Annotated in this window: 7 protein-coding genes and 2 pseudogenes; 4 read left to right on the top strand and 5 right to left on the bottom strand. The window is 63.5% G+C overall.

The genetic code is table 11. The features are described 5' to 3' along the window. Positions 1-141 precede the first annotated feature (141 nt). Complete coding sequence (locus tag NA5_RS31825) at positions 142-1032, bottom strand: manganese catalase family protein (RefSeq protein WP_062992714.1); 891 nt, start codon at positions 1030-1032, stop codon at positions 142-144. Positions 1033-1175: 143 nt separating this feature from the next. On the opposite strand from NA5_RS31825, the gene NA5_RS31820 reads away from it, so the two are divergent. Then, positions 1176-1970 carry an SDR family NAD(P)-dependent oxidoreductase gene (locus tag NA5_RS31820; RefSeq protein ID WP_062992713.1) on the top strand — a complete coding sequence of 265 codons (795 nt, stop codon included), beginning with the start codon at positions 1176-1178 and terminating at the stop codon, positions 1968-1970. A gap of 83 nt (positions 1971-2053) precedes the next feature. On the opposite strand, the gene NA5_RS31815 is transcribed toward NA5_RS31820, so the two are convergent. After that, positions 2054-3034, bottom strand: a complete 981-nt coding sequence (locus NA5_RS31815) for a zinc-dependent alcohol dehydrogenase family protein (RefSeq protein ID WP_062992712.1) — start codon at positions 3032-3034, stop codon at positions 2054-2056. An 87-nt stretch (positions 3035-3121) separates the two neighbouring features. On the opposite strand from NA5_RS31815, the gene NA5_RS31810 reads away from it, so the two are divergent. Both NA5_RS31810 and NA5_RS31805 read left to right on the top strand, forming a co-directional pair. Beyond that, a complete protein-coding gene (locus tag NA5_RS31810; protein WP_062992726.1) occupies positions 3122-3505 on the top strand; it encodes a winged helix-turn-helix transcriptional regulator in 384 nt (127 codons plus the stop codon). Positions 3506-3567: 62 nt separating this feature from the next. Continuing rightward, positions 3568-3866, top strand: a pseudogene (locus NA5_RS31805) (AMP-binding enzyme); the annotation flags it as partial. 665 nt (positions 3867-4531) lie between these two features. Here the strand turns inward: NA5_RS31805 and NA5_RS31795 are convergent. The 3 genes from NA5_RS31795 to NA5_RS31785 all read right to left on the bottom strand — a co-directional run bounded on the left by NA5_RS31795 (position 4532) and on the right by NA5_RS31785 (position 6472). Further along, positions 4532-5203 carry a tetratricopeptide repeat protein gene (locus tag NA5_RS31795; protein WP_062992709.1) on the bottom strand — a complete coding sequence of 224 codons (672 nt, stop codon included), beginning with the start codon at positions 5201-5203 and terminating at the stop codon, positions 4532-4534. A gap of 69 nt (positions 5204-5272) precedes the next feature. Further along, positions 5273-5998, bottom strand: coding sequence for a hypothetical protein (locus NA5_RS31790; RefSeq protein WP_062992708.1), 726 nt, complete (start codon positions 5996-5998; stop codon positions 5273-5275). A 45-nt stretch (positions 5999-6043) separates the two neighbouring features. Next, the gene (locus tag NA5_RS31785; protein ID WP_157110745.1) at positions 6044-6472 is read right to left on the bottom strand and encodes a hypothetical protein; all 429 of its coding nucleotides are present in this window, start codon (positions 6470-6472) and stop codon (positions 6044-6046) included. Between the two features lie 272 nt (positions 6473-6744). Here NA5_RS31785 and NA5_RS43340 point away from each other — a divergent pair. After that, a pseudogene (locus NA5_RS43340) lies at positions 6745-7017 on the top strand (transposase); the annotation flags it as partial. Between the last annotated feature and the right edge of the window lie 72 nt (positions 7018-7089).

The following is a 7089-nucleotide window of genomic DNA, read 5'->3' as shown; positions in this document are numbered from 1 at the left end:
AGACTCACAGCTTTCTGTCGGCTCGCCCCATCAGCGCCGCCTGTGCCTCGGCGCGCTTGGCCAGCTCGCGCCAGAGGATGCCCAACGCGAGTCTGCCGCAGCAGCCGCGAAGGCGTCCAACGATTCACCTGCGGTGTGGGCTCAGCCCGGCATGTGTTGTTCGTGGGTGAACGGCTTGGTGCCGTGCACTGCGGGTTCGCCCTGCGGATTGTCTTGGGCACCGTGGTTCGACCGGTCATCTGAGCCGAGCCATTCGGTGGCCGGGTCGTCGACGTACCGCCACTGCATGCCTTGCGGCCACGGCCCCTGTCCCTCGTTCCACGGACCGCGAGCGCTTTGCGCACCATTCGACATGTTGAACGCGACATTCTGGAAACGATCGTCACCGGGCAGTGCTCCGGGAGGGAAGTTCACCGGCAACTCGTTCAAGGCAGCGGTGAACTGCTGGAAATGCGCGACCTCTCGCGTCATCAGGAACGACAATGTGTCCTGTACGCCTGGATCGTCGGTGAACTGCTTGAGATATTCGTAGACGATTTTCGCCCGAGACTCCGCAGCGAGATTGCTGCGCAGATCTACCGACGGTTCCCCATTGGAATTGACGTAGGACCCTTGCCATGGCACGCCCGTGGAATTACTGACATCGGGTCCGCCGCCGGTGAGCGCGAAATACAGAGGGTTCGCCGCGACCTGGTGAATGGCCTGCTCGCGCCCGGCCGAGTCGGCGATCACCGGCATCCAGTCGCACCGCTCGTTCGCCTGCTTCAGATCATCGTTGAGCCCGTCCAGCAGCATCGTGATCATGGAGCCGACGATCTCGAGGTGGCTGAACTCCTCGGTGGCGATATCCATGAACAAGTCGTACATCTTCGGATTTTTCCGACGCAGCACGAACGCCTGACTGAAATACTGCATCGCCGCCTTGAGCTCACCATTGGCGCCGCCGAACTGCTCCTGCAGCAGCGTCGCGAACCGCGGATCCGGCCGATCCACCCGTACCTCGAACTGCAGATCCTTGTTATGAATGAACATCGCGCTCCTCGATGGTCGTCGTCACACTCGGATGACCGGCGTCTACCCCGCAAGCCCTACCAAAAACATTGCCGATGAAAATCCCACCTGTGGGCGAGGGCTGCAGCGCTGATTGAGTCGCTTGTGGCGGGTATGCGGACGGTATGACTGATACGCGTCCCCTTGCCCTGGTTACCGGAGCGTCCAGCGGAATCGGCCTGGAACTGGCCAAACAGTTCGCAGAGCGCGACTACGACGTGGTGATCGCCGCCGAGGACACCGCCATAGAGATAGCGGCGGATATCGTGCGCCGCCCCGGAGTGCAGGTGCGCGCGGTACAGGTGGACCTACGGACGTACGAGGGCGTGCGGCAGCTGTACTCGGCGGCGACCGAGGGCGAGCGGCCGCTCGATGTGGTCGCCCTCAATGCCGGAGTCGGGCGCGGTGGCGCGTTCGCCGATACCGATCTCGATGACGAGTTCGCCATCATCGACCTCAACGTGCGTTCCACGGTGCATCTGGCCAAGCTCGTCCTCGGCGATATGGTGCGCCGCGATACCGGTGGACTGTTGTTCACCTCCTCGATCGCGTCGTTGATGCCGGGCGCTCGGCAGGCGGTGTACAACGCGTCGAAATCCTTTGTGCAGTCCTTCGCCGAGGCATTGCGTGAGGAAGTTCGTGACACGGGAGTCACGGTGACGGCGCTGATGCCGGGACCGACGGACACCGACTTCTTCCGCCGCGCCAAAATGCTCGGCACCGCGATTGGTCGCGGCCCCAAGGACGACCCTGCCGATGTGGCTCGCCAAGGTGTCGACGCCCTGCTGAGCGACAAGCAGAAGGTAGCCGCGGCTTCCATGAGAACCAAGGCGATGGCGACGGTCGGCCACATCCTGCCGGATTCGGTGAAGGCCGTCGCCAATCGAGTCATGTCCACGCCGCTGCCCCACCGGAATTGAAACTTTCGTGCGGCTGTGTCGGAGTAGGCCCTACGGCGAGATCAGCCGAAAACGCCTGTGTCCCTTCCGTGTTCGGTCCGCTGCTAGACCGTAACGACGATCTTGCCAGCGTGAAGCCCCTTCTCGAGGTGGCGGTGTGCGTCGACGACGTCGTCGAGGGCGAAAACCTTGTCGATCGCGGGCCGTAGCGCACCGAGGCGTACACCGGCGTTCAGGAAGGCCGCCATGCGCTTCACCACGACGGTGTCGAGGGTGTGCTCGAAGCTCCGGTAGCTGAAGATCGTGAGCGGCGTGCTTGTCGGGAAGGGTGTGGGCCGTGGGTCCAGAAAGCCTGCGGCGACCAGTGTTCCGCCGGGGCGGGCCGCCTTCACGAGGTCCTGTTGGCCGGGGCCCATGACAACGTCGAGGACGATGTCGGCGCCGGTACCGCCGGTGTGGTGGCGGACGGCTTCGACGACGTCTACATGGTCGGTGGCGATGACCGCGGCGGCGCCTGCGGCGAGCAGGTCGTCCGTGTTTGCAGAGTGCCGAGTGATGGCGATGGGCACGGCGCCGATCTGATTGGCGATCTGGATCGCCGCGCGGCCGACGCTGCCGGACGCGGCAGTGATGAGGACGTGGTCGCCGGGCCGCATCCTCGCCTTCTCGACGAGCGCGCCGTAGGCGGTGGAGTACGCGACCCAGATCGCCGCCGCCTCGGTGATTGCGAGCCCGGCTGGCCGGGCGAGGACCCGGTCCGCGGGGACTGTGGTGTATTCGGCATAGCTGCCCCTGACGCTCGCGTCCGGAATGGCCGTGAGGATGACCGGATCTCCGACCTTCAGCCCGGTGATCTCCGGGCCCAGCGCATCAACGACGCCGGTTCCTTCGACGCCGAGGCGAGCGTGTGGCAGGGGGACGGTTGCGGGCGAGGTGCCGGAACGCATCATCTGGTCGAGCGGATTGACCGCAAACGCTTCGATCCTGACCCGTACCTCGCCGACTACCGGCTCGACGACCGGTTCCTCGACGATGTGCATGACATCCGGCCCGCCGAACTCGTTGAACACGACGACTCGTGGCATGGTGACTCCTCCGCATCTGGTGCTGTTTTCGTTGCTCGCGGAAGACGTTACGGAGGCGTGAGTTACCTCCTGGTACCTTTGATTTTCATGCAGAACGCGGCTGGACCTGCCTTCCTGGCCGACTGCCCCACGCGCCTGGCGGTCGAGATCATCTCCGACAAATGGGCCGTGCTCGTGCTCTTCGGTCTCAGCCATCAGCCGCGCAGGCACGGTGAGCTCGTCGACCTCATCGGCGGCATCTCGCGCAAGGTCCTCACCCAGACGCTGCGTCGGCTCCAGCGGTACGGTCTGGTCGAACGCCATGCCGAAGCGCCACGGCGAGTCGAGTACAGCCTCACCGACCTCGGCCGAACCCTCGTCGAGCCGATCGAGGTCCTGACGAACTGGGCGAGGAACTACGGCGGGGCCATCATCGACTTCCAGGAGGCGGCGGAAGCCGCCACTTCTGCTCGGACACGCGCCGCGGGTTGATCTCGGCGGGGCGGCCTCGCAGGCGGGGCGCCGAAACGTGAGAGCGGAACTTTCGCACCGATTCCCGCGCGGAGGGCGAGGGGGTGCTGCTGTCGGCTCCCGGCATTGTGGATGCGGCGGTGCTCGGCATCCCCGACGATGTGATGGGCGAGAAGGTCGGCGCGGTCCTGTTCTCCGACGATCGTCCGATCGATATTGCCGCCGTGCTCGCGCACTGCCGACAACACCTCGCCGACTTCAAAGTTCCGCAGTACGCGACGTCATCACCGAAGTCCTGCCGCGCAATGCCGGTGGCAAGATCCTGAAGAACCAGCTGCGGCGGCAGGTGCGCTGGGTGCCCCGCTGCGGTAGCGACCGCTGACCATTGTGGAGACATGGCTGAACCCGCACCCGGTTCGCACAACTACCTCCAGCGTAGACGGGCGTCTATGGATCGGTGCCGCTGTGGACGCCGACGCGATAGCTCGATGGTTCGCCCGCATCGGCACCGAATACGCAGCGCCCCTGCACTTTCAGCGGATCGGCCTGGGACGCCCGATCTCACCTATCGCGTCACCGACGCCGGTGGCTCGTCCAGGGTGCTGCGACGCCCGCCGATCGGGCATCTGCTGGCACGTGCGCACGACATGGTGCGTGCGATTCCGCCATTGGCGGGCACCACCGCTGCCGAGCGGATCGACATGCTCGTCGAGAAGGCTTGGGAGATAGCGGATTCGAGGAAATCTACACGCATGTGGTCACTTGGCTGCCCCGGATCGAAGGTCTATAGAGGCTGTTTGAGAAGGTCTGCTCGGGCTTGTGATAGAGGTATCGACCGGTTGTCGGCCCGTGACGCACACCAGGCTGTGCTCGTGCTCGCTGATGCAGTGGGAATTGCCGGCAGCAACATGTTTCGGCGTGTTGCGGCAGCATTGGCTGCGGGTTGCTGATATCGCTGAGTGCCTGCGCTCACGACTACAACCGACAGAGTCATGCTCTTGGGATCAGACGGGACGAGATGCCTGGCATGATGTCAAGCAGGCGCAGCTACCTGTACCTGTCGAAGATCGTACCGGTGGCTTTCTGCGTCCAGGACTGCGCCTCTTCGGATTTACCGCGGGCGAAGAGTAAGATACCCAGTTTGACCATGGCGCCGGGGTCGCCGATCTCTGCTGCCTTTCGGAACCAGGATTCGGCTTCCCTTTTCTTCCGTCTCTCGAGGGACAATTCGCCGAGCTGGTACATCGCTTCGGGGATGCCGCTATCAGCTGATTTGCGGAACCACAGTTCGGCTTCGCCGGTATCACCACGCTTGATGAGCATCAGGCCGAGCTCGTACATCGCACCGGGGTGACCAGCGGCGGCGGCGTCAAGCATGGGGTTGCCGGTGACAGCGGCTCTGCGGAACCAGAACTCGGCTTGTTCGGTCTCGCCGAGCGAGAGGTGCAATCTGCCCAGCATGTACATCCCAGCGGCGTAGCCGGTGTCGGCGGCTTTGCGGTACCACGACTTCGCATCGTCGGTCTGACCACGCGCGGCCAAGGTGCCACCCCAGCTGACCATTGCGTAGGGGGACCCGCCCTCCGCGGCCTCACGGCTCACGGCGTCCAGCGCTCGCATGAAGCGTGCCCGCTCGTGTTCTTCCCGATTTCCGCCGATGATCCACCTGATCGACGCCGCGATCGCGTCCTTGATCGCTTGGAACGCTGAATCTTTCACCCGCACCCTCCGTCGACGAAACCGCTGCGATTTCTACTCGCCCCATCCCAACGCGGTGTGCGTCTTGGGTTACGAAGCATCGGACTGTGCCCCGGCTACTGCCGCTGCTAGTTCGTCCAGGGTTACCGCCTTCTCGCCCGGTATTTCGAGGCCCGGCACGGGTTTACCGTGCAGCGAATTGACAATCAGGTCATTGTCGAGATCGGTGCCTTGTACCCAGCACACCGCTTCGACGGCGGCCACAAGATCGGTGAACAATTGTTCGAAGGACGGTGACGAGTAGAACAAGCTGTGGGTTGTGCGGGTCCACGAGCTGATATGCAGCTGGGCGTAGTTCGGATCCAGCTCGGCGGTGAACGAGACGAATAGGTTGACACCTACTTCGGTCGTGCCCGTCGAAACGAGTACGCCATGGTCGCGTAGTTGCTCTTCATCGAAACACGCCATGTCGTTGAAGTCGTCCTCACTCAGGTCGTCTTTGTATCGATAGAACTTTCCATCGATCTCAGTGACGTATGTGTGCGGTTCGAAGACCCGGAGTTGTTGTGCGACCTCGTCATCGATGTCAACCTTCAGGTCGAGCCACAGATACAAGTCCTTCTCCCCGGCGCAGTCGACAAAGCGTTGCGCTTCATCCCACTCGGTGGAGAATGGCAACACCAGCTGCTCACCGTTGGGCAGGGCAACCGTCGTCAGCCCTCGGTCCGGCCGCGGTGCGCGCTCCGCGAGAAACCGGAGGGCACGCGCGATGCTCTCCCGCGGCAACAAGATGTCATAGAAGACCGAAACCCCCATGCGCACAGAGGCTATCAGCGCCTACCAGCATGGACGAGCAATTTTTCAGTCCTGCGAATGGTCATCGGCATACCCGGGTCTGGTGCCGGAATAGGTGTCGAGCACTGCATGCGCCAGGCCGAGAGCTCTCAGGAGAGAATCCACTACCTCATCGATGTTCTCGACGGAGCTGGCGACCCAGACCAATGTATCGGCCTCTGGACTGTTCGACTTGGCGCTCAGAGCAATCGCGGCAGCGCCGACACGAAACAACGCGACGTCGACCGGTCCTGGATCCTCCCAGCTGTGCTCGACATCGAGTCGCAACCGCGCCGCGAGCGATTCCAACGATGCCGGCAAACCCCCCGCCAGGCGGAAACCTCCCACAACCCATTGCCACAGGCTGTACTGGCTTGCCGGGTTCCGCTTCCCGCCATGATATTGCCCTGCCGGTTCCCAATCAGGCTCTGGACCCGGCACCTCGACCCGACCCATGACCACCTTCCGTCTGCTCGCGTACCGGCAAACCATCAGACTTCGGAAAACGACGCGAAAGTCTCGACGTCTATGAAAACTATAAGTCTGCTCGGGCATGTGATAGAGGTATCGACCGGCTGTCGGCCCGTGACGCTCACCAGGCCGGGCTCGTGCTCGCTGATGCAGCGAGAATTTATCGGCAGCAACATGTTTCGGTGTGTTGCGGCAGCATTGGCGGCAGGTTGCCTATAGCGCTGAGTTGCCTACGCTCACGACTACAACAAACCGCGATGTCATTGAACCTTGCCGATCCGGCGCGCCGGACGCCGGGTGCTGGCTGCACCTGCGGCTGCGGTGACCGCACCCGCCGCTACCCATCCGACACCACCGATACCGAATGGGCCGCGCTGGCCCCACTACTGCCGGCGCCGCTAGCACTGGGCGGCAGGCCGGAGAAACACCACCGCCGCGCGATCGTCGACGCGACTTCTACCTGGTCGACAATGGCATCAAATGGCGGGCCCTGGCAGACCGTCTACGCGCTGATGCGGCGCTGGACCGACGACGGCGCGACCGGCGACCTGGTCGACAGGCTGCGCGGCGACCTCTGTATCGCGTTGGGACGCAACGCTTTA

Source organism: Nocardia anaemiae NBRC 100462 (genome assembly GCF_001612725.1).
Taxonomy (GTDB): Bacteria; Actinomycetota; Actinomycetes; order Mycobacteriales; family Mycobacteriaceae; genus Nocardia; species Nocardia anaemiae.
The sequence above is the reverse complement of the archived record's forward strand: the minus strand, read 5'-3'. Positions and strand labels throughout refer to the sequence as shown.

What these genes read in the sequence shown, in the direction of transcription:
- NA5_RS31825 (WP_062992714.1), bottom strand. Translation starts at nt 1,032, where the DNA reads ATGTTCATTCATAACAAGGATCTGCAGTTCGAGGTACGGGTGGATCGG.
- NA5_RS31820 (WP_062992713.1), top strand. Translation starts at nt 1,176, where the DNA reads ATGACTGATACGCGTCCCCTTGCCCTGGTTACCGGAGCGTCCAGCGGA.
- NA5_RS31815 (WP_062992712.1), bottom strand. Translation starts at nt 3,034, where the DNA reads ATGCCACGAGTCGTCGTGTTCAACGAGTTCGGCGGGCCGGATGTCATG.
- NA5_RS31810 (WP_062992726.1), top strand. Translation starts at nt 3,122, where the DNA reads ATGCAGAACGCGGCTGGACCTGCCTTCCTGGCCGACTGCCCCACGCGC.
- NA5_RS31790 (WP_062992708.1), bottom strand. Translation starts at nt 5,998, where the DNA reads ATGGGGGTTTCGGTCTTCTATGACATCTTGTTGCCGCGGGAGAGCATC.
- NA5_RS31785 (WP_157110745.1), bottom strand. Translation starts at nt 6,472, where the DNA reads ATGGGTCGGGTCGAGGTGCCGGGTCCAGAGCCTGATTGGGAACCGGCA.